The 23,449-nt window shown below is 42.3% G+C and carries 18 protein-coding genes and 2 pseudogenes; 4 read left to right on the top strand and 16 right to left on the bottom strand.

Going from position 1 to position 23,449, the window contains the following annotated elements; all coding sequences use genetic code 11:
- Positions 1-56: 56 nt before the first annotated feature.
- The 9 genes and pseudogenes from B3V51_RS07380 to B3V51_RS07415 all read right to left on the bottom strand — a co-directional run bounded on the left by B3V51_RS07380 (position 57) and on the right by B3V51_RS07415 (position 8,015).
- Positions 57-1,049, bottom strand: a complete 993-nt coding sequence (locus B3V51_RS07380) for a KpsF/GutQ family sugar-phosphate isomerase (protein WP_093069980.1) — start codon at positions 1,047-1,049, stop codon at positions 57-59.
- Between the two features lie 220 nt (positions 1,050-1,269).
- Positions 1,270-1,800 (bottom strand): RNA chaperone Hfq, encoded by a 531-nt coding sequence (gene hfq / locus B3V51_RS07385; protein ID WP_058024072.1) that lies wholly within the window; start codon positions 1,798-1,800, stop codon positions 1,270-1,272.
- 404 nt (positions 1,801-2,204) lie between these two features.
- A pseudogene (locus tag B3V51_RS12890) lies at positions 2,205-2,384 on the bottom strand (tRNA (adenosine(37)-N6)-dimethylallyltransferase MiaA); the annotation flags it as partial.
- Positions 2,373-3,353, bottom strand: a pseudogene (gene miaA, locus B3V51_RS07390) (tRNA (adenosine(37)-N6)-dimethylallyltransferase MiaA); the annotation flags it as partial. The pseudogenes B3V51_RS12890 and miaA, both read right to left, overlap by 12 nt.
- 52 nt (positions 3,354-3,405) lie before the next feature.
- Positions 3,406-5,142, bottom strand: coding sequence for a DNA mismatch repair endonuclease MutL (mutL, locus tag B3V51_RS07395; RefSeq protein ID WP_286708170.1), 1,737 nt, complete (start codon positions 5,140-5,142; stop codon positions 3,406-3,408).
- 41 nt (positions 5,143-5,183) lie between these two features.
- Positions 5,184-5,714, bottom strand: a complete 531-nt coding sequence (tsaE, locus tag B3V51_RS07400; RefSeq protein WP_093069973.1) for a tRNA (adenosine(37)-N6)-threonylcarbamoyltransferase complex ATPase subunit type 1 TsaE — start codon at positions 5,712-5,714, stop codon at positions 5,184-5,186.
- On the bottom strand, positions 5,707-6,309 hold the full coding sequence (locus B3V51_RS07405; protein ID WP_075107429.1) for a 6-pyruvoyl trahydropterin synthase family protein: 603 nt from the start codon (positions 6,307-6,309) through the stop codon (positions 5,707-5,709). Before B3V51_RS07405 ends, tsaE begins: the two co-directional genes overlap by 8 nt.
- Before the next feature lie 554 nt (positions 6,310-6,863).
- The gene (locus B3V51_RS07410; RefSeq protein WP_071001695.1) at positions 6,864-7,196 is read right to left on the bottom strand and encodes a YnfA family protein; all 333 of its coding nucleotides are present in this window, start codon (positions 7,194-7,196) and stop codon (positions 6,864-6,866) included.
- Positions 7,197-7,202: 6 nt separating this feature from the next.
- The gene (locus B3V51_RS07415) at positions 7,203-8,015 is read right to left on the bottom strand and encodes a PhzF family phenazine biosynthesis protein (protein ID WP_071001696.1); all 813 of its coding nucleotides are present in this window, start codon (positions 8,013-8,015) and stop codon (positions 7,203-7,205) included.
- A gap of 356 nt (positions 8,016-8,371) precedes the next feature.
- On the opposite strand from B3V51_RS07415, the gene htpX reads away from it, so the two are divergent.
- Positions 8,372-9,286: a protease HtpX gene (gene htpX / locus B3V51_RS07420; RefSeq protein ID WP_071001698.1), complete on the top strand. Its 915-nt coding sequence runs from the start codon at positions 8,372-8,374 to the stop codon at positions 9,284-9,286.
- A gap of 214 nt (positions 9,287-9,500) precedes the next feature.
- Here the strand turns inward: htpX and B3V51_RS07425 are convergent, their stop codons facing one another.
- From B3V51_RS07425 to B3V51_RS07435, 3 genes are all read right to left on the bottom strand, one after another.
- The gene (locus tag B3V51_RS07425; protein ID WP_252962468.1) at positions 9,501-10,442 is read right to left on the bottom strand and encodes an SEC-C metal-binding domain-containing protein; all 942 of its coding nucleotides are present in this window, start codon (positions 10,440-10,442) and stop codon (positions 9,501-9,503) included.
- Between the two features lie 195 nt (positions 10,443-10,637).
- Positions 10,638-11,912, bottom strand: coding sequence for a saccharopine dehydrogenase family protein (locus tag B3V51_RS07430; RefSeq protein WP_071001702.1), 1,275 nt, complete (start codon positions 11,910-11,912; stop codon positions 10,638-10,640).
- 305 nt (positions 11,913-12,217) lie between these two features.
- Entirely contained in the window at positions 12,218-13,459 is a 1,242-nt protein-coding gene (locus tag B3V51_RS07435; RefSeq protein ID WP_071001704.1) for a carboxynorspermidine decarboxylase, read from the bottom strand.
- Positions 13,460-13,558: 99 nt separating this feature from the next.
- On the opposite strand from B3V51_RS07435, the gene B3V51_RS07440 reads away from it, so the two are divergent.
- Complete coding sequence (locus tag B3V51_RS07440; protein WP_083328820.1) at positions 13,559-14,224, top strand: DUF924 family protein; 666 nt, start codon at positions 13,559-13,561, stop codon at positions 14,222-14,224.
- Positions 14,225-14,344: 120 nt separating this feature from the next.
- On the opposite strand, the gene B3V51_RS07445 is transcribed toward B3V51_RS07440, so the two are convergent.
- From B3V51_RS07445 to lpxB, 3 genes are all read right to left on the bottom strand, one after another.
- The gene (locus tag B3V51_RS07445) at positions 14,345-15,523 is read right to left on the bottom strand and encodes a CAP domain-containing protein (RefSeq protein ID WP_071001706.1); all 1,179 of its coding nucleotides are present in this window, start codon (positions 15,521-15,523) and stop codon (positions 14,345-14,347) included.
- A gap of 246 nt (positions 15,524-15,769) precedes the next feature.
- The gene (locus tag B3V51_RS07450) at positions 15,770-16,642 is read right to left on the bottom strand and encodes a ribonuclease HII (protein ID WP_212564451.1); all 873 of its coding nucleotides are present in this window, start codon (positions 16,640-16,642) and stop codon (positions 15,770-15,772) included.
- Positions 16,643-16,664: 22 nt separating this feature from the next.
- On the bottom strand, positions 16,665-17,981 hold the full coding sequence (lpxB, locus tag B3V51_RS07455; RefSeq protein WP_286708171.1) for a lipid-A-disaccharide synthase: 1,317 nt from the start codon (positions 17,979-17,981) through the stop codon (positions 16,665-16,667).
- A 453-nt stretch (positions 17,982-18,434) separates the two neighbouring features.
- Here lpxB and B3V51_RS07460 point away from each other — a divergent pair, with 453 nt between their 5' ends.
- Positions 18,435-19,517 (top strand): 3-deoxy-7-phosphoheptulonate synthase, encoded by a 1,083-nt coding sequence (locus B3V51_RS07460; protein ID WP_286708172.1) that lies wholly within the window; start codon positions 18,435-18,437, stop codon positions 19,515-19,517.
- A gap of 229 nt (positions 19,518-19,746) precedes the next feature.
- Here the strand turns inward: B3V51_RS07460 and pepN are convergent, their stop codons facing one another.
- Positions 19,747-22,347, bottom strand: a complete 2,601-nt coding sequence (gene pepN / locus B3V51_RS07465; RefSeq protein ID WP_286708173.1) for an aminopeptidase N — start codon at positions 22,345-22,347, stop codon at positions 19,747-19,749.
- A gap of 394 nt (positions 22,348-22,741) precedes the next feature.
- Here pepN and B3V51_RS07470 point away from each other — a divergent pair, with 394 nt between their 5' ends.
- Positions 22,742-23,377 (top strand): DUF6231 family protein, encoded by a 636-nt coding sequence (locus B3V51_RS07470; protein WP_093069943.1) that lies wholly within the window; start codon positions 22,742-22,744, stop codon positions 23,375-23,377.
- Positions 23,378-23,449: the final 72 nt, after the last annotated feature.

The raw sequence follows: 23,449 nt of genomic DNA on the forward strand, positions 1-23,449 counted from the left end.
ATATTTTTCTAACTATTTTATATGAAAAACCAATCGTTCTATCAACTATTAATGAATTACTTTACACCAGCTTGTAATAGATCATGAACCGTAATGACTGCTTCTAAACGATCTTCATCATCAATAATTAGTAATTGACTGATACCATTTTCATTCATGACACTCAAGGCATCCGATGCGCGCATTGTTTTACTGATATGGCGTGGGTTACTGACCATTACCTCATTCATCGGCGTTTGTAGATCAATACCTTTTTCAAGACCACGGCGTAAGTCACCATCTGTAAATACGCCAACGACTTTATCATTATCATCCGTCACCACGGTCATCCCTAAGCGTCCAGCAGACATCGTAAATAGTGCTTGCTGTAGCGGTGCTTGTTGGTGAATCAAGGGTAAGTCTTCTGACTTGGTATGCATTAAATCTTCGACACGCGTCAATAGCTGACGACCTAATGCGCCCGCTGGATGCGATAATGCAAAGTCCTCAGAAGTGAAGTTACGAGCATGTACCAAGGCGACCGCTAGAGCATCCCCTAACGCTAAGGTAGCCGTTGTACTCGATGTAGGGGCAAGATTGAGCGGACAAGCCTCTTGTGAGTGGCCAAGGGTCAAAACAATATCAGCCGCTCGTGGCAGCATACCGCGTTTATCTCGGCTGATACTAATTAGAGGGATGTTCAAGCGTTTGACCACTGGCAATAGCATCTTAATCTCATCGGATTCACCAGAGTTCGAGATAGCAAGCAGTACATCACCTTTGACCAGCATGCCCAAATCGCCATGACCTGCCTCACCAGGATGCATAAAAAAAGCAGGCGTACCCGTCGAGGCAAAAGTCGCTGCTATTTTACGTCCAATCAATCCTGATTTACCCATGCCCGTTACTACCACTCGACCCTGACAAGCCAAAATAACGTCACATGCTTGTGCAAACCTGTCATCTATCTGCTCTGTCAACAATGCTAATGCAGATATCTCAGTATTAATCGCGTCAATAGCCGTTGTGATAAATTGCTCATGGGTCAAATCAGTTGTAGTATCGCTCATGAATCTGCTCTATTTTTATAATGAATCAACCTAGTATTTTACTATACTCTGTTTCATATTAATAATGGCCTACCATTTATATAATGGAGGCAGCCATTATTTTTTACAGTAACTATCTGCTTATTTATATAAAAAAAACCCACTATAGCAGCAGGTCTTAATCGTATAAATCATGTCTTTTAATGTATAGTTGGATAATATACTCAATGCGTGCAGCTAATTAACTATTGGTATCATTCGATCCGTTGTCCGGCTTTTCTTCAAAGCCCGTACCGTCTGTCGGTGCATCAAAACCACGATCCTGTCCAAAGCCGCCGCGCTCAAAACCGCGTTCCTGACCTTGTCCAAAGCTACCACGCTCAAAGCCACGTTCTTGACCTTGACTAAACCCTCCGCGATTAAATCCACTACGACTAGAGGCAAAACCACGCTCTTCAAAACCGCCCGCAGCAGGATTGCTGCCACGCTCAAAGCCACCCCCTTGATAACCAGTTTGCGCTAAGCCTTGAGGTTGAGCGCCAGTACCTGTAGTGGTTGTACTACTACGCGGGTTACGAGCTGGCACTACGGTTGAGATGGCATGTTTATATACCATCTGACTGACTGTATTTTTGAGGAGTACAACATATTGATCGAATGATTCAATTTGGCCTTGCAGCTTGATACCGTTAACCAAAAAAATAGAGACAGGAATGCGATCTTTGCGCAGCGAATTCAAGAATGGATCTTGTAAAGTTTGTCCTTTTGACATGAAATCTCTCCTAAATATTATATAGTTATGTTTAGAGTGCCAATTATTCTAAGTGTCAATTTAATTATAGTGGCTAAAAGGTAGATACAATAATATGTTTTCTTTATAAAACGTATCTAAATAAATATTCATTGTTCTTAAGTTATTCCACTTTAACGCGAGTACGTTATCATTGTCAGTAATTAGGTAACCACTTGTTTCATCAAGCGTTTTTTCTGTAAAAGTTAATAGCTATCTACTACCAAGATAACTGTATTTAACGGCTACTAGATCTGTAGTAAGCTCAAATTATAACAGTTATCCACGCTAATTTTTGAAACTAATTGTGATTCTTTATTTATATATCAATAACGTGCTTTGAAAACGTAAAGTAAGACGCAAGCCAATAAGATAAAAGTATATTTTCAAAAAAGATAATCTCTTGCTTGTGCCATTGTTGTAAAGTTTTTTAGCACCATCCCTTTGGTGACCGCATCATCAAACTCAGATGCAGCATCAGGCAATTGAGCAACTTTTCTAAGCCATGTATATTGGCGTTTTGCTAGCTGCCTTGTGGCATATAATGCCTTATTTTGCATTTCCTGACAAGCAAGCGCTTCGGTCTCAGCATAGGATACATCTGGCTGAGCATTTGTGTAAACGCCCTCGCCTTGCATCTTATTTATGGCCATTAGGCTTTTAGAGTCTGCAAAGGCTTCATAAAATTGGGCTTTGTCCAAATGGGTTTTATCCAATACTGGATGCTGCGTACGAACGAGATATTCCAATACTTGGCGATAACCCACACAGCGCATCGACGGCATATTAGGGGTCAGCGGGTACTTCTCAAGTAAGCCAACAACCTCTGCCACTAACCCTTCTTGCCACATGATATCAAGGCGCTGTTCGATACGCGCATGTAACCACGGGCGGTCTGGTATCACTGACAATGCATGCCACTGCTGTTCTGGATGATGGGCCAAAGCTTGTTTTGGCTCACGCTGCCAGTCGCTTATGGGCCTATCTGTCTGCAAATAAACCTCAATTGCCCGAGTAATGCGCTGAGTATCCGTCGCATTCAAACGCTGATGGCTAACTGAGTCAACATGGCCAAGATAATCATATAAAGCACTGATACCTTCCTCTTGTCGCCACTGCTCAACGCGTGCACGTACGCTGTCATCGCTATCAGGTACGGGAGACAGGCCATCGAGTAGCGCCATGTAGTACATCATAGTGCCGCCTACTAACAGCGGTATCTTTTTGCGCTCATGACACTCATCAATAAGACGTGCTACATCATCAATAAACTCAGCGACGCTATAGCTTTGCATGGGATCAATAATATCAACCAAATGATGCGGATAACGCGTTAATTCATCTGCTATTGGTTTTGCGGTACCAATATTCATATCGCGATATATCAGTGCTGAATCCACAGAAATCAGTTCAAAACGGCCTGTATCGTATAATTCATATGCTAATGCTGTTTTTCCGCTGGCAGTGGGCGCCATCAGACACACGACACTATTATCAGGCAGATTAGTAGAGACGCTATCAGACGAATATTGCATAGAATTGCCTTTCTCAATATGTAGTTGGCTAAAATAGTAGTCAGCTTGATATTTATTCGGATGTAGAAGATAACATTAGTGTGACTAAACGATGACTGTCTAAGATTCTGATCGCATTTCTTGTCAGTATATCAGCGAGATCTGCGACAAAAACTGCTGAGTCTTGTGCAGTCATTTGCGAGCTTACTGTTGTAAGCTGTTGATTGATCTCCATAGCACTGTTTGACATTTTATCTTTTTTAAATACCTTATTGCTAAATATAGATGATTCAAACAACTGTCTTACCTTTGACTGCCAGTCTTTAGTACTTATTAATAGACATTGCCCTTGATGATAAAATAAGAGCCAAGGTAGGTTTTTATCAGTTGCGGTTGAATCGATAACAAGAGCCTCTGCATCATTAATAATATCCAAGCAGATTGGTAAGGATGAAACTGTAGGCGCTTCGGATGAACGATACGAAGTACGGCGACTTTGCTGTAACGGCTCATCGACATAAGATGGTGCTGGTTCTTTAGCTGGCGACTTATGTGAAAATGATTTGCTTGAAGCAGATTGATATGACTGCCTAGGAGCTTGCACTTGCCTGCTCTGCCTTATGTGATCTATAGGCATATCATTGGGCAAATGTGTGTCAGACAAATTATCTACAGAGACGTCTTTTTCTGGCACTTCTGGATTATCGGGGCTAGCAACCTTTGACGTAGCATTGACTATTTTTAGCTGTGAACGAATCGTATGGCTTAAGTGAGCCATGATATTGTTTAGCGGACTGATTTTGATACGCTGCTTCGATGGATGCACATTGACATTGAGCCACTGGGTTGGCAACTCAAAATAAAGCGCATACCCCATACCTGCTAGCTGAGCGCTCTGAGCAAGTTGACGCATTTGGTTACTGATCAATGCTTCTTTTACCAAGCGACCATTCACATAAATTAGCTTTGGCAATGCTATCTGCTCATCAGTCATCGGCCATAACCAGCCACTGATTGCTGCCTGATTAACCGTGCTATCGCCGTACGCTACAGACGACTGCACAAGACTCGATAAATCTATCGATATCGCTAGCGCATTGTCCGTTAATGGCATACCAGTCGCTTGTTCTAGACGCGGCAATGGTAGACAGTTAGCATCATTATCGTTAACGTTTGTAGCATTTGCAGACAATGATAACCGCTTTTTATTGTCATGAAAAAGTGTCAGTGCGACATCAGCTCGCGCCAGTGCGACTTCACGGACGATGGTCTCGATATGGCCAAATTCAGTGGCAATAGATTTTAAATTACCGCGGCGGGCAGGCACATTGAAATATAAGTCTTTGACTATGATTGTTGTGCCGCGATTATGCACGACTGGTGTGAGCTTTGGGGTATCATCTAACACCCCAGCCACCTGTAGTTGACGGCCTATACCACTCTCATCATGGCTACTCGTCAAGGTCAAACGAGAGACAGCCGCCATCGCTGCCAATGCTTCACCTCGAAAACCGAGCGTCGTAATGCCGTGCAAGTTCGCAACATCAGCGACTTTGCTAGTCGCATGACGAGTAATCGCCATCACCATATCATCAGGATGAATACCCACACCGTTATCCACCACTTCAATCATGCCCATACCACCTTGAGTAATACGTATCTCAATATCGGTGGCACCTGCATCAATGGCATTTTCGAGCAGCTCTTTGACGACCGCTGCTGGACGTGTCACGACCTCACCTGCTGCTAGTTGATTAATCAGCAGCGGCGATAGTTTTTTGATGCGGGTGTTGTGGTGGTTATCTGGCATTGATAGATGTCATATTTTAAAAGAATGGCAAGTGGTGTGATTTAGATATTAAATTTTGATAAATCCAGACCTTGCGCTTGGCCTGCTTTTGATACTCTTAAGTGCACTTGGCGTGCTTCATTACCTTTATCATCGTTTTCAACTTGCGTAATATCGATAAACAAAGTTGGCATCGGTAGATAACCATCAGCACGGCTCGCCCATTCAATGATAACGAGCGCTTCAGGCTCATCTAAATACTCATCAAAGCCAATAAAAGACAGCTCTTCTGGATCTTGGAGACGATATAAATCTGCATGATAAACTGGCTTAGTCGTGCCATTGCTTTGCTCAATGCTATAAGGCTCAACCAAGGTATACGTTGGGCTTTTTACCGCACCAGTATGACCGAGAGCATGCAACCAGTAACGCGTTAAAGTGGTTTTACCTGCACCCAAATCCCCTGCCAGCCACACACTACCCGTCAGCGGCAATGCTGCCAGTTGCTTAGCCAATAACTGAGTGCCTTGCTCAGAGTTCAGTATCAAAGTTTGCACGCTGTCACTGTTTTCTATTGATTGATCATTATGCATCAGTCTGAACCTGCATAGTCACCGTTGGATTGGTGAAGCTTTCACCGCGAATCAGCTTGGCGTATAGCTCAGAGTCCGTCCACTCAGCACGAACTTGTTCACTAAATTCGAAATCCTCTAAAACCAGCTTACCCATTTGCTCGTTTGCCACATCATCGGCGAAACACTGCGCGTAACCCGTCGCGGTTTCATGAGCAATCACTGAATACACACTGACATCCGCCTCACCATTTTGCATTTGCGTCTGTCGCAGTATTTCTTGCGCCCAAAAGAAAATCACCCGTGAAAACTGTTCTGCCGATGGTGAGACTGGCAGACTGATCCAACGTGCGCTAAATTTCTTACACGCTGCGACATATTCAGGATCGTCTTTGTTCCAAAAACAAATCGCATGATCAAAGCTGTCGATAATGTCTTTGATCGAAGATTTTAGCAGCCCAAAGTCATAAACCATTTGCCCATGGTCTAGACGGGTGGCTTCTAAAATCAGCTCAATCTGATAGCTGTGACCATGGATGGAGTGCTTGCAACGCTCAGAGCTACAGTTGCGAACGATGTGAGCGTTTTCAAATTTGAATAGTTTACGTATACGCATAATAATTTGACCAAAACAGTGAGCACGATGGTGCTAAATGTTAATAAATAAGAGTTTGCCGCGTTTATGAATCGGTTTATGGCTAATTATAGCAAATCGCCATGTATCCGTAAGTAAGCACTTATGAATACCATGATTAATTGAACGAATCGATTAGCGCATAACTTGGCTAAAGCAATGATTTCGCTAAAGGAAAGAAGCAAGAGAACTGAATCGTAGGCGAATTGAATTGTGCGAGTACTATCTATTACTAATGCTTAAGCCTATACTCGATTTAGTAAGCGACTATGTTAGTCGTCACCATACTTACCTTAAGTCAGCCCAATTGGCTTAGCTGGTTGTATGCGTTATCTACAAAGGAATTACCATGAGCAAAGTCAAGACAGTAAGAAGAATGTCAAAAAGAAACCACTTTTGACAGCAAAAGAAAAGAAAGCGGCGAAAAAAGACGACAATGGTAGCATCTTAGGTAAACATTAATATTTCTCGTATCAATATGCCAATCTGACCTAGTGGTTTGATTGGCGTTTTTTTGAGTTGGCCACTCGTTTTTTTTAGGCACTGCGCGGCGCAAACATAATAACCGCCATTCCTAATAGTGCAACTACTGAGCCCACTATGTCCCACATGGTTGGTCGTATCCCATTGACCGTCCATAACCATAAAATCGCCATACAAATATATACGCCACCATAGGCCGCATAGACCCTACCTGCAGCAGTCGGATGTAATGACAGCAGCCAGACAAACGCGATCAAACTCAGCGCGCCAGGTATTAATAGCCAGATAGATTTATCTTCTCGTAACCATAGATAAGGCAAATAACACCCTGCAATCTCAGCCAATGCGGTCAGCGCAAAAAGCCCAACGGTTTTTAATTCTGTCAAACTTACCTACTCCTCAACGGTAATAAATCCAGTCAGGTATTGTACGGCATTGCCAGAAATAAGCACTCTATCGTCTGCCACGGTACAGTCAAGCACACCGCCGCGACTAGATGCTTGATAAGCGACTAATTCATTTTTGGCTAAACGCTTCGCCCATAAAGGGGCAAGTCCAGTATGAATCGAACCTGTTACTGGGTCTTCATCACCACCATTTGCTGGCCGAAAGTATCTAGAGATAAAATCATAATCATGATACCTCTCTGAGGTTGCCTGACAAGTTACCACCACATCATAGGGCGCTAGCTGCTTCAACTTTTCATTATCACGCGCGACATTCAGCACATCGGATTCAGAATCATAGATGACGAAATACGCTTGAGTATTACGATAGACTTCAGCAGGCCCAATGGATAGACCTGCTAATAAACTATCAGGAATCTCATCGATTCTCTCAGGCATTCTATTGGGAAAATCCATTTGCATTTTGCCAGAATCCGTTTTTGCGACTGTCAAAATACCAACCGCTTTGGCTGAAAAGTTAATCGACTGTACGTTTGAATTTTTATTAAACAATACATAGGCAGCGGCTAAGGTCGCATGACCACAGAAGTCAATTTCGGTCAATGGTGAGAACCAACGAATATGATAAACACCTTTGCCATCAGCAACAATAAAAGCGGTCTCAGACAAGTTATTTTCAGACGCAATAGACTGCATCAAAGCATCATCTAACCATGTATATGTCACAATAACCGCCGCAGAATTGCCTTTAAACAACGTGTCAGTGAAGGCGTCTATAATATTTATTTCTAGTTGCATGTGATGTTCTCATTTTTATAATTTTTTAAAGATTAATCTTGGTCATCATTATCTTAGGAGAAATCAAAATAAGAAATAGTTGACCAAAACTTAATACTTAGATCAATAGGCAATACTTTCAATGATGTTGTACTGTAGCTAACCGGTCTTGGCAACGAGCTAATATACCTAGCTCGCTAATTGTCTCAAAAAATCTCACTATAGCTAGGACAACATAATTACTTTAGCATTTTGACAATATTGAAATAGTATGACACACAAAACCCCAGTAAAATCTATCATGGCAAACAAACTTCTTAAATAACCGCCTATCTAGGCCATACCAACACTTTAAATTTAAATAGGAAATTAGCGTCATGATGCGTATTGGATTGTTTTTATTGACCAACTTGGCCGTGATCGTGGTCTTTAGCATTGTGTTTGGGATACTATCCAGATTTTTTGGGATTGGCGGTGTATATACGGCAGGCGGGCTAAATTATGTCAGCCTTGCAATTATGTGCGGTATCTACGGTATGGTCGGCTCAATGATTTCGCTATTTCTGTCGAAATGGATGGCCAAAAAATCCACGGGTACGGTGGTAATAGAATCCGCACGCAACCCAACTGAGCAATGGCTGGTCGATACAGTGGCAAAACAAGCGCAAGCGGTAAACATCGGTATGCCTGAGGTTGGTATTTTTAATAACTCGCAGCCAAACGCGTTTGCAACTGGCTGGAATAAGAATAAAGCGCTGGTAGCGGTATCCTCTGGTCTACTACAAAATATGAATCAAGATGAAGTCGAAGCGGTACTAGCGCATGAGATTGGTCATGTAGCCAACGGTGATATGGTAACCCTTGCCCTCATTCAAGGCGTGGTCAATGCGTTTGTGATGTTCTTTGCGCGCATTATCGGTAGTTTCGTGGACCGTACTGTGTTCAAAAACACCAGTGATCGCCCAGGTATCGGTTACTTTATCACCAGTATTGTGATGGATATTTTGCTTGGGTTTTTGGCGTCTGCTATCGTGATGTGGTTCTCACGCTTACGTGAATTCCGTGCGGATCAAATGGGCGCCAAACTTGCCAGCCGCGAAAAAATGATCAGTGCGCTTGATGCTCTGCGTCCTTCTGCACAGCGACCAGATCAAATGCCTGAGAGTATGAAAGCATTTGCAATCTCGTCTGGACAATCTCAAGGCTTTAGTATTGCCAACCTGTTCCGCTCACACCCAACATTGGATGATCGTATTGCGGCGTTGAGAGAATATAATCCTAGTGAAAGGTGATGGATTGTTTGGTTCATTATTGATTGCTAGAAGCACAACCTTTAAATTGGGCTAGTGATCTGTAGGTTATACCTTGATTTTGGTCAATATAGCAAAATTTATAGTTTAAAAATATAGACTCACTATACGAACCAATGCAACTAGGCTTGATCAAACATTGCTCATCATTTTTATCCTAAGATCAAATGCAATATAAATATCCTGAAACTCTGGACTATATAATTCCACAACACCTTTTATATTTTTTACCACTACCACATGGACACTGTTGGTTACGACCTATCTTTTCTTTTTTTATAGTTTTTTTCACTTCATTAAAAGGTACAGGGTAACGATTAATTGCAGATTGATAACTAATTTCCATATTACTTATTTCCACACAACCACCGCCAACACCTACTGAAAGCGAGTGTTCCAATATATCCAACCCCACCTTGCAACCTGATATACTCATAGATGAAGAGCTCAAAACTTGACCACTTCGAGTCACTACTTTTAAGTCTTCATTTTCTCGACAGCTAATCTTTACTCCATGATGCATCATTTCAAGTCTTTCGATAATTAGGGTGTGAGGAGCCTCTGACCTCAATACTAGAGAAATATTTCCTGAGTTTTTTCGAATCGTAATTTTTGCTCCAATAACTTCAACGTCCCAATTTAATGTAGAAGTAACCCATTCATTATTTACAATCTTCAGTATTTCTTTACCATCAAAATTTGTAAGATAGGCGTTAATTCTAAAGGGTGATCCTGTGCACTCAGGTCTTTTCACAGAGAAAATACTTTCACCATCAATATTAATTAAAGAATCTACATTTTTACATATCAAGGTGCCTAATTTTATAGTAGGTTCTACAAGACCAAGATCAAAAGGACCAAAAGAAAATCCTTTCTGATTACAAATAGGATTTAAAGATCGCATTTTGATAGTGTCTTTAGATAGAATTTTTCTAGTGACTCGATCATGGCAGCCTCCACACAACAAAACAATATGTTCAGGATTGTGTTCCTTTGCTTCAGCAAAAGTAGGATCAAGATGTTCATATTGATATACGGCGTTACCACAGTTAACACAACCAAACCCACAGCGCTGCCTAACTTCTCTTTTCACTAAAGAGGATATAGTATCTTTTAAACCATATTTATTGACTCTCAATTTTACTGTCCTTAATATTTTTTTAAAGTGAAAGCTAATGAGTATAAAAAGTAGAGCATTTGTAGAAAATAAAATGGTAGCTACCAGTGATAGTAGCAAGAACGCCATGTCACCGCTAGCCCCCTTTATTCATATAACTAGACATAAAAAAAGCCTATCTATAAAAGATAGGCTTTTCTAAATAACATTTGCTAATTAAATATCAAACTCAAGCGCTCTATCACCTTCGCTATCTTTGATACGCGTTGGCAGACCAATCTTATTCAATAGATTAATAAATGGCTTGGCATCTAGCTCTTCGACGTTGACCATCTTGCCTGCGTCCCATTCGCCAGTCGCGACTAGTATTGCCGCAGCAACAGGTGGCACGCCTGCAGTATACGAGATACCTTGGCTACCCACTTCGTTGTAAGCGTCTTTATGATCTGAGACATTGTAGATAAACACTTCCGTCTCAACGCCATTGATTTTACCTTTAACTTTATCACCAATGCAAGTCTTGCCTGTATATTCTGGTGCAAGCGAGCTTGGATCTGGTAGTACCGCCTTCACGACTTTTAGCGGCACCACTTCTTGGCCTTCAGCCGTCATCACTGGCTGCTCAGACAGTAGGCCTAAGCTCTGTAGCACGGTGAATACATTGATATAATGCTCACCAAAGCCCATCCAAAAACGAATGTTTGGTACATCTAGGTTGGCTGACAATGAATGCACTTCATCATGACCACTCAGATAGCTGTTCTGCACACCCACAACTGGCAAATCATCTGTACGTTTGACTTCAAACATTTTATTAGACTGCCACTTGCTATCTTGCCAAGAGTAAACTGTCCCTGTGAACTCACGGAAGTTGATCTCTGGGTCAAAGTTAGTCGCAAAATATTTGCCATGACTGCCCGCATTGATATCAATGATGTCAATATCAGTCACAGATCCTGCATCCATCATGTCATAACCCAAGCGTGCATACGCATTGACCACACCGGGATCAAAGCCTGCACCTAAAATAGCAGTGACATTATTGTCTGCACAGCGCTGTTTGCGTTGCCACTCGTAGTTGTTGTACCACGGCGGCGTCTCACAAATCTTGCGTGGATCTTCATGAATAGCCGTATCTATATATGCCGTGCCTGTTTCAATACAAGCTTCTAGTACGGTCATATTGATAAATGCCGAGCCAACATTAATAAGTATCTGTATTTTTGTGTCTTGTATCAGCTGCACGAGTGCTTGGCTGTCCATCGCATCGACCTGATGCGTATGCAAGACTGCAGCCTGCTTAAAGCTGTCTTTTTCTTTTACGCTCTGCGCGATGGCATCGCATTTGTCTTTGGTACGTGAGGCGATATGGATCTCGCCGAGCACATCATTGTGCATCGCACATTTATGCGCGACCACTTGAGCGACGCCGCCTGCTCCGATGATAAGTACGTCTTTTTTGTTAGATTTGGCTGGTTGGTTTGTGTTCAATGAACAATCCTCCTTTGTGTCCCTGTCGATACCATTGATTTTGGCTATGCAAAACAGAAACGAGTGAATGATATGCGTGAATTAAAAAGGAAGACCGAGGAAAACCCACGCACCCGTCGGGCAGATAATACTCCATTATTTGCCCGACGCGATTATAACAATTTTTATTCCCTTATCGGTAAAAAATATGTATAAAAAGTAGAGATATTAAAATGCATACTAATACAGGTTAAGCCTTTGTTTTTTAAACATTAAAATACAAAACCCGACAATAACATAGTCTTAAAAACTAAGGCTACTAAGGCTTAAGATAGGCTGGCTTTATATTCCTCATAGTCGAACTCACGCTGGATATCGGTACTGCCGTCCAAACGACGAATCACAATCGCTGGCATATTAACCCCATTGAACCAGTTTTTCTTGACCATCGTATAACCGGCAGCATTACCAAAGGCGATCTTATCGCCTATCTGAAGATTACTCGGTAATGCATACTCACCAAAGATATCACCTGCCAAGCAAGAACGACCATAAATAATGGTATGGTCTGCCGACTCAGCATTGGCTTCAGACGGCGCAGCTTCTGCTGGATTGCCAGTAGGTGCAATATTGCTAGCAGTATTATTGATCGCGACAATCGGTGCGGACTCACGATAGATAAGCAAGTCGAGCATATGTGCTTCAATCGAAGCGTCGACGACGGCGAGATTTTTTTGATTGTGCATGGTGTCTAACACTGTCGTGACCAACGTGCCCGCGCCATGGATACTTGCTTCGCCTGGTTCTAAATAAACTTGCACGCCATAGGTCTCACTAAATACTTTTAATCTGTCAGCCAGCTTTTCTAATGGATAATCAGGCGCGATAAAATGAATGCCGCCGCCTAAGCTTACCCATTCAAGTTGCTGCAAAATATCGCCAAATCTAGATTCGATATCTGCCAAACTTTCACTAAAGGCTTCAAAACTGTCATTCTCGCAATTGTTATGAATCATAACGCCTGTAATATCGCTTAGTACCGCTGCGATTTTATCTTTATCGTGCTCACCAAGGCGGCTAAATGGACGTGCAGGATCAGCAATCAAAAATGATGAGTTGCTGGTTTTTGGATTTAATCGTAAGCCTACTGGAACACCTTGCGCTGCCGCTTGATTTTTAAAAGCAGTTAGCTGTGAGATTGAGTTAAATATAATCTTATCAGCATAACTGAGTACTTCAGGAATTTCATCTGCACTATAGGCGACGCTATAAGCGTGGGTTTCTTTTTTATCGCTGCTACTGGCATCAGCGTTATTACCAAAGGTCTCATAGCCCAATCTCACTTCGTTAAGTGAAGACGAAGTCGTGCCATGCAGATAAGGCTGCATCACATCAAAAACACCCCATGTGGCAAAGCATTTTAGTGCCAATAATGCTTTTGCACCAGACAGCTCACATAGCCTAGCGATGATTTTCATATTGGCAACGATCGCCGCTTCATCAAGCACGTAGTATGGCGTTGGTGGCAACGATACGTTGATAGAATTCTCTAGATTTTTTGCATTCATAATAGGTTACCTAATAGACACTCTGCTGTTGGTATCTTGACAGACAGATATAAATATTTGCGCTATAGTAGACTAAATCCATCATAATTAGAATATCTTATGGCACTCTCAACCGATTATTCCACCTCTGCCAGTCGATCCCATGCCTCTCAATTAGACCCAAAACATATAGACTTGACGCACCTCCACCCGGATGCGCGTGCAGTATTGGATTTTTGGTTTGATAAAGATAATGAAGCGTGTTGGTTTGAACAAAACGATCGTTTTGATAAGCAGATAAAGGACAAGTTTGGTGACATTTGGCAGGCAGCAAAGCAAGGTGAATGCGTTAAATGGCGCCTCGCAGAATCTTCTCTAGATGGCAATAGTTCAATAACAGCGCTAGCAGGACGATTGGCAGAAATCATTGTCTTAGATCAGTTTTCACGAAACCTGTGTCGCGAACAAGCCTGTGCTTTTGCCCAAGACGGTATGGCATTAGTTTTAGCACAAGAAGCCACTCAGCAGCCCTATTTTGACACTTTACCGATGCAATGGCGTAAGTTTATGATTATCCCATTTATGCACTCTGAATCTGCCTTAATTCATGAGCGCTATTTGCCATTATTTAGACAGTTAAATGATGCCACTACGCTAGATTTTGAATATCGTCATAAAGAAATTATTGATCAATTTGGGCGTTACCCACATCGTAATGAGGCACTAGGGCGCAAATCAACTGAGGATGAAAAAGCCTTTTTGCAACAGCCAAATTCTTCATTTTAAAGTAGGTTTTATCCAGTCTGCTTACTTTGTCACATTCTTATAGTGTCTTTATATAAAACAAGGACTGAGCCAGTTATCTGGTTCAGTCCTTTTGTTTGTACAATTGATTAAACGGCTTAACTAATAATTTACCTTACCCGTCGTAAAAGTGAATGACTTACTTTCTAAGTTTTTATCATCAATCAAGATATCAAAGCTTACTTGATACTTTGTATTGCCATACAGACCACATTGCTGGCTTTGATTTGCCGCGCGATTAACTTCGCAGCTCTTTAGTGCATCTGTTAATGGCAAAATAAATGCCTCATTCGCTGGTAATGCGTAGTTGGTGTTCACATACGGATCGTTATCAAAGTCGATCAATTGAATCGGTATATTAGTATTTCGCTGAGTATCTCGGAACTTGATGTTGCTGACTTTGATTTTGTTTGCTGATGGCATACTCACATAAACAGGCTGTCCGATAGGATCGGTACGTAAATCGCGACCTGTGCCTTTAACAGGGTTTGGCGACTCACTATACAGAGCAGTTACTGTATCAGTCACACCTTGACAGGGATAAGTAAAAACACCTGACACGGTTGTATCTTTGGTCGCTTTTGTCGCTGAGGCATGGCTAACCAAGACATAACCTTGGTTAAGAGCTGGATTTTTGGCATCCGGTTTATATAAAACCATGGCTGAGCCAACAGCGCTTGAGGTGGGTAGCATCAATGAACGCAAATGATAGGGTGCTGCCAACAACGACTTGGCCATTGATGTTGCCACCACATCCGTTTTCAGAAAGCTTCCTGCTGAATTGAAGTAGACAGATTGAGCAATATTTTCTGTGGCACCATATTGTGCGTTGCTGTATTTTGCGTTTAATAAGCGATCTGAGAAATCTAATCCACCGAAGAATGGGTTATTGCTACCTGTCAAACTAGCAATATCGCTGATTTTATTTTCGACATGGGCATTAAAACTGGTCGGCGTGCTATTAGCAAAGACGTATTTGATATAGTTTGCGTGCTTAATCGCAATATCATCAAGCGCCGTATCGACAGATAAGCCACTTAAACCACAACTGGTTCTTGCCAGACTAAATTGATTATTAGCACTTAAGGCTGCTTGCGGATTATTCTCAGTTGGCGCATTGCTTTCATTAATAGGATTACTATCTTGCTCATCTTGTGTTTCGCTCTGTGGATTATTGGATGTAGAACCATTATCAGAGTCACCACCACCACCGCAGGCGGTTAAAAATACCGCTAAGAAAAGCACTACAGCAAGGTTCTTTTGAGGGGGATGAGCCATCATTTCTTATCCTATAAAATAGTAATATATATAATTCATAGTGAGAATAAAACTCAAAATAAAAGCTTAGTTATTGATTTAACAGCACTTTATACCAAGAGCAACATATTGTATTACATTTTATAAATTTTCGCTCGTTATTTTTCCGAAAATTTGCCTATTTGTTAACATAGGTATATATCTTCTTTCTGCTGGTACATTAAATCTTTATTATTAGACGATTTCTAGACGAGATATTGTCGTTTAAAATTAGCTCTCTAATGCCTTTCTCACTGGCGCAAAGCTGCGCCTATGTGCTGATAAGACACCATGTCTCTCAATGGCTTCCATATGTGCGCGAGTTGGATAGCCTTTATGTTTGGCAATACCGTATTCTGGATACTGCATGTCAAGGGCATACATGGTCTCATCACGGCTCACCTTTGCCAATATACTAGCCGCTGCGATACTGGTATGACGTGCATCACCCTTCACCCATGCTTGGCAATCAACAGAAGATGGCGATATGCCCAATTCGTGAAATGTAGCATGGCTCAAATCAGGACAGCGATTACCATCAAACAATACTTCAATTTGTAATTGTTTAAGCAATGTATTCTCATTGTTTTTAGTCACCAAGCATGTAAGAGCGGCATCTAGCAGTGCCTCCGTACACAAGCGCATACCAAGCATCGTTGCTTGTAAAATATTGACTTGATCGATGACAGCTGCGGGTATATCAGCGATGATATAACCGAGGGCATGCACCTTTACCAGTGGATAAAGGATATCGCGCTTTTTTTCACTCAGTTTTTTGGAGTCTGTCAGTATCGACAATGGTGTGTCTTTGAGTGGTTGTTCTTCAATCAATCCTGACCAAGACGCAGGCAATATCGCGGCGGCCACATTGACACTACCTAATAACGGTCCACGTCCTGCTTCATCAACGCCAATTTTTAATATTGACTGTTCTAAGCGTTGCGCTTCATCGCGCTCATATTGAGCAAACAGCTTAGAGGTATTCAACTGTCCATATAAGCGTATAGGCGCCGCCAATTGAATATACTGCCCTTTGACATCAATATGATCAATACTGACGTCAATTATCTGGGCTAGGTTTTTTGTGCTAGGTTGAATTTGCATAATATTAGAAAGTCTTTCTAGGTTAGGTAAGATTAGAGGCATTACTATCGCTCATAAAATATTGTTCAATCACGCTATTTGCTGGCTCATGATTGCTTTGCTGCTGCAACGTGTGCTTTGTCGCGAGCAGATCTTTTAATTGCTCAGCATAAGCACGCGGTTGTAATAGACGCATCACCGTACGGCAAATATTATCCCCACTTGCCTGCTCTTGAATAAGCTCAGGCACAATCGGCGCATTAGCCAAAATGTTAGGTAGTGCCACATAAGGCACTTTTACCAGACGTTTGGCAATCTGATAAGTGATCTGATTCAATTGATAAACCACCACCATCGGACGCTCAAGCAGCATTGCCTCCAATGTTGCTGTCCCAGAGGCTAGCATCACGATATCTGACGCTGCCATCGCATGCTGACTAAACTCTGGCTGAGTATCATCATAAACGACGACAATAGCCGCCCGCAGCTGCTCTGAGCATTGATCAATGACTTCTTGCACAATATATTGGTGATTTTGATCAACCGTTGGAATGATAAAACACAGCTTTGGGTCTAATAATATGAGCTTTTGAATGCCGTCAAGCATCAATGGCAAGATAGCGGTAATCTCGCCACGCCGAGAGCCAGGCATCACGCAGATAAGCTGGCTGACATCATCAAACCGTTCAATAAAAAACTGCTGTAAACCATCATTGTGCCAGACCAGCTCGCTACGGCGCTGATTGATTGGCGTGTCTATCAGTGCTTGATCAATGGTTCGTAGCAACGGATGCCCCACACAGATCGCCGGATGATTATGACGCTCATAAACCGGTAGCTCAAATGGGAATAGGCACAATACCAGATGAGTCGCCGCTTTAATGTTATGGATACGCGACTCACGCCATGCCCAAATAGAAGGACTGACATACTGCACGCAAAAGATGCCTTTTGGCTTTAGTTTCTTGGCGACCCGTAGATTAAAATCAGGTGCATCGATACCAATAAACCAATCGATACCAGCTACCTCAAAGGCGCTCAGCAGCTCGCGGCGTGCTTTGAGCAAATCTGGTAGCTGCGCCATGACTTCAACCAGACCCATCACTGCCAAACGCTCCAATGGAAAAATACTTTGCAATCCTTGCGCTTGCATCTTAGTGCCGCCCACGCCTACCCAAACGATGTCATCACGCAGATTATTCATCTGTTGCATAAAATCTGCGCCTAAACTGTCACCTGACACTTCACCTGCGACAATGGCTATCACTAGCGACGTGGCAGTCGTTTTAGGTTTATTAAAATCCGTCTCTGTTTGGCTGATGGAATCAGTATGTGGATGAGACGTAGCAGAATCTGTCATGACAAGCTCTCAATATTGAAGATATACAAATAAAATAAATCGTTGTTGTAAAATATAACACAGTCAGTCAATGATAGAGGTTGATGACATACACATTTTATCTGTGTCTATTTTTTGGCATTCATGTTTTAGTGTGCAATCGTTTTAGTGCGCAATCATAAAGCCATCGCGGTCGCTATCATATGTGACGATGATACAAATAGCTAAATTCACGCATAAAACCTGATCGTTGAGCACCCAGCACTTAATTCATCCTTATTAATAGACAGAAAAAACGAAATACCAAACGTGCATTTGCGAATTCAAATATAACCTTAATCATGTGTAAGTATAACTAAGTTTTAGTTTCCTCATTCCAGTTATCAGTCAATTAACTACCGGACTACCCTTGTCAACCAACACTTTTGTCCGCATAATGAATATTCCTATAAATCAGCTAGACGATATATAACCATGACAACATCAGTTACCCATAATGCAGACATTGACGACGTGAATATTGAAAAATTTATTCCTTTGATTACTCCCGCTGAGCTAAAAGCTGAGCTACCTCTGTCAGACGATGCATACAAAACCGTACTAAACGGTCGCCAAACGATCCAAAATATCTTGGACGGTAAAGACAAGCGTCTGTTTGTAGTCGTCGGCCCCTGCTCTATCCACGATATTAAAGCGGCCCATGAGTACGCCGATCGCTTAGCCGTATTGGCAAAAGAGATCGAAGACAGCGTATTTGTCGTCATGCGTGTTTATTTTGAAAAACCTCGTACCACGGTCGGTTGGAAGGGTATGATTAATGACCCTGACATGAATGACAGCTTTGATATCGAAAAGGGCTTGCGTACGGCGCGCAAGTTATTGCTTGATCTCAATGAAAAAGGCTTACCTTGTGCGACTGAAGCCCTTGATCCAAATACGCCGCAGTACATGCAGGATTTGATTAGCTGGTCAGCGATTGGCGCCCGTACTACCGAGAGCCAAACACACCGTGAAATGAGCTCAGGCTTATCTTGCCCAGTTGGCTTCAAAAACGGTACTGACGGCGGTATGACGGTTGCTGTCAATGCGATGCAGGCGGTTAAAGAAGGGCATAGCTTCCTAGGTTTATCCTCAGATGGCAAAGTCTCTATCATCAAATCAAAAGGCAATCCTTACGCACACGTGGTACTCCGCGGTGGTAATGGCAAGCCTAATTATGATGAAACGGCAGTTGCTCAAGTTGAGAACGAACTGGCAAAAGGCAAAACCAATGGCAAAATCATGATTGACTCAAGCCATGCCAACTCAGGTAAAGATCCTTACTTGCAGCCGATGGTTATCCAAAACGTCGCTGAGCAAATTCAAAATGGTAATAAATCAATCATTGGCATGATGGTTGAGAGTCACCTAAAAGGCGGCAATCAAAAACTAACCGCCGATTTAAGTCAGCTTGAGTACGGTAAATCTATCACTGATGGCTGTCTAGACTGGGATAGCACTGTCACCGCATTGCGCGGCTTGCGTGATATGGTAAAAGATGTGCTACCAAACCGCTAATAGCCATTAACGATAGTATATCGTCAAGCAAAAACTAAAAAGCCCTTTTCGTACTGACACGAAAGGGGCTTTTTATTGGGAGAATTTTAAGAAAAACATTTTCTTGAGCAGCTTAATTCTTAATGATCATTAATGCTATACGCTCAATTAAATAAAGCCAACTCTAGTTTGAGGTTGGCTTTATTTTAAAGTTAATACTACAGCTAAATTATTTCCTAGTTATTATCAATCAGCTATTTGCAGCACCTAATACACTCTCTAAACTTTCAAGCACATGCTTGGATGCAACGTTCTTGCGCAAGTCTGTTAGCTGCTCATGTGCCATTTGACGACGTGGTTCAGCCAACGTATTCCAGCGTGCCAGCACTTGTAGCAGTCGCGACGCCAATACAGGGTTGGCATCATCGAGTTTTTTGATCACGTCTGTATACATCTTCAGACCCTCTGCTGTCCATAGTACTGTTGGTTGTGAGCTAAAGGCGCCGATAACTGAACGGACACGATTAGGGGTATTCCAATCAAAATCGGTATGCGCAATTAACGACTTGATAACAACAGGTGTCACATCATCAGCGGCGGCTTGCACACTGAACCACAAATCAATCACCAGATCGTTTGCTTGGAAACGCTTATAGAAATCGGTCAAATAATCATTGGCTTTTGGCAGCTGATGGTTAACCATCGCCTTCAACGCACCAAAACGCTCTGTCATACAGCTAGCATGATCATATTGCTGTTGTGCCCAGTCGGCTGCACCTTCGACGTTAGCAGTCAGTGCCATATCAAGCACCACATTACGCAGCGCACGAATGCCTCGAGCTTGAGCACTGTCTTCATAAGACTGCATTGGCAGATCATTGTACAACGTAGCCCATTGATCTTTTAATTTATCTGCTACTTGCTGATATAGCCCATCGCGCTGCTCTTTCACTAGTACCGGATCGTAGTCTTGAGGAATAGCAGAAGCCAGCTCTTGCGCTGATGGAATATCAAGTAATCGTGCGGCCAGCATCGCATCATCAGCTGCTAAAACGGGCAACGTCTGTGCCAAGGCTTCTAAATACACATCAGGACTGCTCTTCGCACCTTGGCTTTGCAGTAAAATACGGTTGACCAGCATTTGGGTGACTTGCCAGCGGTTAAACCCATTGGTTTCATGCTTGAGCAAAAATGCTAAGTCTGCATCTTGGTAATCATAGTTGAGCTGTACTGGCGCACTAAAATCACGCAGTAAAGACACAACAGGCTCACTTGCGACATTTTCAAACACAAACGTTTGCGTCGCCTCGTCAAGCAATAACATACGCTCAGCGACGATAGCGCCTGAGTCTTTATCAAACAATGCTGTTGCTACAGGTATCGGCAACGGTTTTGGTGCATCAAAGCCTTTCACATGACGTGTTTGCTGATTCAAAGTAATCGCTAATGTCTGCGCTGCACTATCATAAGTTTGAGAGCCTGATACCACTGGCGTACCTGGCTGACGATACCAGTCGATAAAGTCCTCGATTTTGTCATCAGTGATGCTAAGGGCTGATAAAAAGTCTTCTACCGTGACCGCTTGTCCATCATAACGACGGAAATACTCGTCTGTTCCTTTGCGAAAATCATCCAGCCCTAATGTGTTGGCAATCATTCGTACGATTTCAGCGCCTTTCTCATAGACGGTCGTCGTATAAAAGTTATTAATCTCAACAAAGCTCTCTGGACGTACAGGATGTGCTAATGGGCCTGCATCTTCTGCAAACTGATGCGCACGCAAGGTCGCCACATCATCGATACGCTGTACCGCACTTGATTGCTGATCTGCTGAAAACGACTGATCACGGTAAACCGTAAAACCTTCTTTCAAACACAATTGGAACCAATCACGGCACGTGATACGGTTGCCCGTCCAGTTGTGAAAATATTCGTGAGCAATAATGGCTTTTACGCTAAAACTGCGCGCATCGGTAGTGGTCTCAGGGCTCGATAACACGCAAGCGGTGTTAAAGATATTAAGACCCTTATTCTCCATTGCGCCCATATTGAACTGACTGACTGCCACAATCATATAGCGATCTAAATCATAGGCTCGGCCGTAATTGACCTCATCCCATCTCATGGCGTCTTTTAAGGCTTGCATACCAACATCACATTTATCGATATCGGCAGATTTTGCGTAAACCTCAAGTAATACGTCCCGACCTTCGCTGGTCGTATAAGAGTCTGTCAACACATCCAAATCAGCAATAACACAGGCAAATAAATAGCTGGGCTTGTTGGTTGGATCCTGCCAAATCGCATAATGACGCTCTGGCGCATCAGCAACCTCGCCTGCTTCAACTAAATTACCGTTAGCCAATAACGTCGGATAGCGCTTATCGGCTTCCAGTCGAGTGGTAAATATCGCGAGTACATCAGGGCGATCAGGATAAAAAGTAATCTTACGGAAACCTTCTGGTTCGCACTGAGTCACAAACATCGTGTCGTCACCACTACCTGCCATGTATAGACCTTCAAGCGCGGTGTTAGTTTGCGGGCAGATACGTACCTGAATGTCTAAGGTAACCTCATCAGGTGCTTCATAAATCGTTAGCTTGCCATCTTCTTGCTGGTAGTGCTCAGATGTTAACGCTTTATCATTCATGATAATAGACAGCAGCTCTAACGATTCGCCAAATAAGACAATATCCCCTGTGGTTTGGCGTACCATCTTAAGCGTACTATTTACCTGAGCATAATCTTCAAAAAGCTTAATGTCCAAATGGACCGTTTCCACATCAAAACTTGGTTTTTGGTAATCCTTTAGATTAATTTTACTTGGTGCATGTGGGGGTACATCTGGCATTTCAGGGTTGATGATCTGAGCATCGGTTTCAGCAGTAGACATGGTAATTTCCTATTATTATTGATGATATGTTATGAGTGTTATTGTTTTGCTATTCGCATTATAGCTTTCGTCTTGATAGCAACGTTTATGGCGCTCAAAGTCACAATGAAAGTCACAACGGGCGCATGTTATATATGGTTTCCTGCTTATAGGTAGATTGACCTAAATCCTTATATTTCAAGTACGAGCATCGAGATAACTGAGTTTATCCTTCATATACATTCATGCTTGTTAATAAGCTTCTATATGAATGATTAAATCAACAATTGGCTCACGTTATCAATTGGATAATGCCGATGAAAATGATTTAATAGGCGCACTAATAACTCACCTTTCATAAACGGCTTATTATATGACAACACACACTGCCAAATACTCAAAGATCACGTTACCTCTACTGATAGAGTATGTTGATGCTCTCATGCCTTCGCTTGATAACTCACTTGATAAACAAGCACAAACGATGACTAGACAGACTGATGACACTACTCAGCTGTTATGGGTAGCACACGACAAAACAGAATTATCAACTCTGCAAACACAGCTCAAGAAAACTACACATATTAAAGATACGAATGTTAAAGATGATAATAACGTATCAGCTGAAGCATGGCACGTCTCCACTTTATCAGAGCTTGCTAAACAGCCTGTGCTTGAACGATACGAGCTTGCTTGCTTTTGGCTACCCACCCTCTCACAAGAGCTGTTACATCAATACATCCCTGCCCTCATGCGTTATCGTGATCTTTATGCAGCACACTTGCTGGTTGCACTTGATAGTTCCATTGATTTGAAACCTTATGGATTTACGCCATTTGATATCTTAAGCGAGCCATCTTTAGATATTAGTGATATTGAATCCATCACGTCTTCCACTGTATCAGCGGCGCTTTGGCAGTTCAATTTATATGATTATAAACAGCTACCGAATTGGCTCAATGCTGATTACTGGGCCAATCCTGAAAACTGGGGCAAATACCGCTGGTGATATAGTGAATTCAGTATAAAAGCGATACAGTGGGACTGGGATAAATTTTTCGCAGCCTCTGTCTGCGTAGGC

This window comes from Psychrobacter sp. UBA2514 (assembly GCF_002341255.1).
Taxonomy (GTDB): Bacteria; Pseudomonadota; Gammaproteobacteria; order Pseudomonadales; family Moraxellaceae; genus Psychrobacter; species Psychrobacter pacificensis.

What these genes read in the sequence shown, in the direction of transcription:
- B3V51_RS07380 (WP_093069980.1), bottom strand. Translation starts at nt 1,049, where the DNA reads ATGAGCGATACTACAACTGATTTGACCCATGAGCAATTTATCACAACG.
- hfq (WP_058024072.1), bottom strand. Translation starts at nt 1,800, where the DNA reads ATGTCAAAAGGACAAACTTTACAAGATCCATTCTTGAATTCGCTGCGC.
- mutL (WP_286708170.1), bottom strand. Translation starts at nt 5,142, where the DNA reads ATGCCAGATAACCACCACAACACCCGCATCAAAAAACTATCGCCGCTG.
- tsaE (WP_093069973.1), bottom strand. Translation starts at nt 5,714, where the DNA reads ATGCATAATGATCAATCAATAGAAAACAGTGACAGCGTGCAAACTTTG.
- B3V51_RS07405 (WP_075107429.1), bottom strand. Translation starts at nt 6,309, where the DNA reads ATGCGTATACGTAAACTATTCAAATTTGAAAACGCTCACATCGTTCGC.
- B3V51_RS07415 (WP_071001696.1), bottom strand. Translation starts at nt 8,015, where the DNA reads ATGCAACTAGAAATAAATATTATAGACGCCTTCACTGACACGTTGTTT.
- htpX (WP_071001698.1), top strand. Translation starts at nt 8,372, where the DNA reads ATGATGCGTATTGGATTGTTTTTATTGACCAACTTGGCCGTGATCGTG.
- B3V51_RS07435 (WP_071001704.1), bottom strand. Translation starts at nt 13,459, where the DNA reads ATGAATGCAAAAAATCTAGAGAATTCTATCAACGTATCGTTGCCACCA.
- B3V51_RS07440 (WP_083328820.1), top strand. Translation starts at nt 13,559, where the DNA reads ATGGCACTCTCAACCGATTATTCCACCTCTGCCAGTCGATCCCATGCC.
- B3V51_RS07445 (WP_071001706.1), bottom strand. Translation starts at nt 15,523, where the DNA reads ATGATGGCTCATCCCCCTCAAAAGAACCTTGCTGTAGTGCTTTTCTTA.
- B3V51_RS07450 (WP_212564451.1), bottom strand. Translation starts at nt 16,642, where the DNA reads ATGCAAATTCAACCTAGCACAAAAAACCTAGCCCAGATAATTGACGTC.
- lpxB (WP_286708171.1), bottom strand. Translation starts at nt 17,981, where the DNA reads ATGACAGATTCTGCTACGTCTCATCCACATACTGATTCCATCAGCCAA.
- B3V51_RS07460 (WP_286708172.1), top strand. Translation starts at nt 18,435, where the DNA reads ATGACAACATCAGTTACCCATAATGCAGACATTGACGACGTGAATATT.
- pepN (WP_286708173.1), bottom strand. Translation starts at nt 22,347, where the DNA reads ATGCCAGATGTACCCCCACATGCACCAAGTAAAATTAATCTAAAGGAT.
- B3V51_RS07470 (WP_093069943.1), top strand. Translation starts at nt 22,742, where the DNA reads ATGACAACACACACTGCCAAATACTCAAAGATCACGTTACCTCTACTG.